Consider the following 1,651-nt stretch of genomic DNA (forward strand, 5'->3'; position numbering starts at 1 on the left):
CGGTAGGGGTTGTTGTGTGTTGTTTGAGAACTGCACAGTGGACGCGAGCATCTTTGTTAGTAAGTGTTTATGAGCGTACGGTGGATGTCTTGGCACCAGGAGCCGATGAAGGACGTGGGAGGCTGCGATATGCCTCGGGGAGCTGTCAACCGAGCTGTGATCCGAGGATTTCCGAATGGGGAAACCCAGCACGAGTGATGTCGTGTTACCCGCATCTGAATATATAGGGTGTGTGGAGGGAACGTGGGGAAGTGAAACATCTCAGTACCCACAGGAAGAGAAAACAACATGTGATTCCGTGAGTAGTGGCGAGCGAAAGCGGAAGAGGCTAAACCGTGTACATGTGATACCTGGCAGGGGTTGTGTATGCGGGGTTGTGGGGTTCATTGTGTCGGCGCTGCTGAGCCGGCCAACAGTAAGAAATCATCGTGTTAGTCGAAGTGGTCTGGAACGGCCTGTCGTAGAGGGTGAGAGTCCCGTAGACGAAAACATGGTGACTGTTGATGTGAATACCCAAGTAGCACCGGGCCCGTGAAATCTGGTGTGAATCTGTCGGGACCACCCGATAAGCCTGAATACTCCCTGGTGACCGATAGCGGACAAGTACCGTGAGGGAAAGATGAAAAGTACCCCGGGAGGGGAGTGAAATAGTACCTGAAACCGTGCGCTTACAATCCGTCAGAGCCTGTGCATGATTTAGTTCATGGTGGGTGATGGCGTGCCTTTTGAAGAATGAGCCTGCGAGTTAGCGGCATGTCGCGAGGTTAACCCGTGTGGGGTAGCCGTAGCGAAAGCGAGTCCGAATAGGGCGTTGCAGTGGCATGTTCTAGACCCGAAGCGGAGTGATCTACCCATGGCCAGGGTGAAGCGACGGTAAGACGTCGTGGAGGCCCGAACCCACTTAGGTTGAAAACTGAGGGGATGAGTTGTGGGTAGGGGTGAAAGGCCAATCAAACTCCGTGATAGCTGGTTCTCCCCGAAATGCATTTAGGTGCAGCGTCGCGTGTTTCTCACCGGAGGTAGAGCTACTGGATGGTCTAGGGGGCCCACAAGCTTACCGAAATCAGCCAAACTCCGAATGCCGGTGAGTGAGAGCGCGGCAGTGAGACTGCGGGGGATAAGCTTCGTAGTCGAGAGGGAAACAGCCCAGATCGCCGGCTAAGGCCCCTAAGCGTGTACTAAGTGGAAAAGGATGTGGGATCGCTGAGACAACCAGGAGGTTGGCTTAGAAGCAGCCACCCTTGAAAGAGTGCGTAATAGCTCACTGGTCAAGTGGTTCTGCGCCGACAATGTAGCGGGGCTCAAGTACACCGCCGAAGCCGCGGCATTCACATAACACCCGCATGTTTCTACGGAAGTGTGTGCAGTGGTGTGGATGGGTAGGGGAGCGTCGTGTGGCCATGGAAGCATCGGGGTGACCTAGGTGTGGAGGCCATGCGAGTGAGAATGCAGGCATGAGTAGCGAAAGACGAGTGAGAAACTCGTCCGCCGAATGACCAAGGGTTCCTGGGCCAGGTTAATCCGCCCAGGGTGAGTCGGGACCTAAGGCGAGGCCGACAGGCGTAGTCGATGGACAACGGGTTGATATTCCCGTACCCGTGTGAACGCGCCCATGATGAATCATCGGTACTAACCGTCCAGAAGGTTCCTT

1 rRNA gene (only partly in view) is annotated in these 1,651 nt (G+C 55.1%); it reads left to right on the top strand.

Annotation, left to right across the window (positions count from 1 at the left end):
* Nucleotides 1–57: 57 nt before the first annotated feature.
* Nucleotides 58–1,651, top strand: a 23S ribosomal RNA gene (locus ACLQ3J_RS20905); it runs 1,639 nt beyond the window's last position.

Source organism: Rhodococcus sp. DT1, assembly GCF_049844875.1.
Classification (GTDB): domain Bacteria; phylum Actinomycetota; class Actinomycetes; order Mycobacteriales; family Mycobacteriaceae; genus Rhodococcus.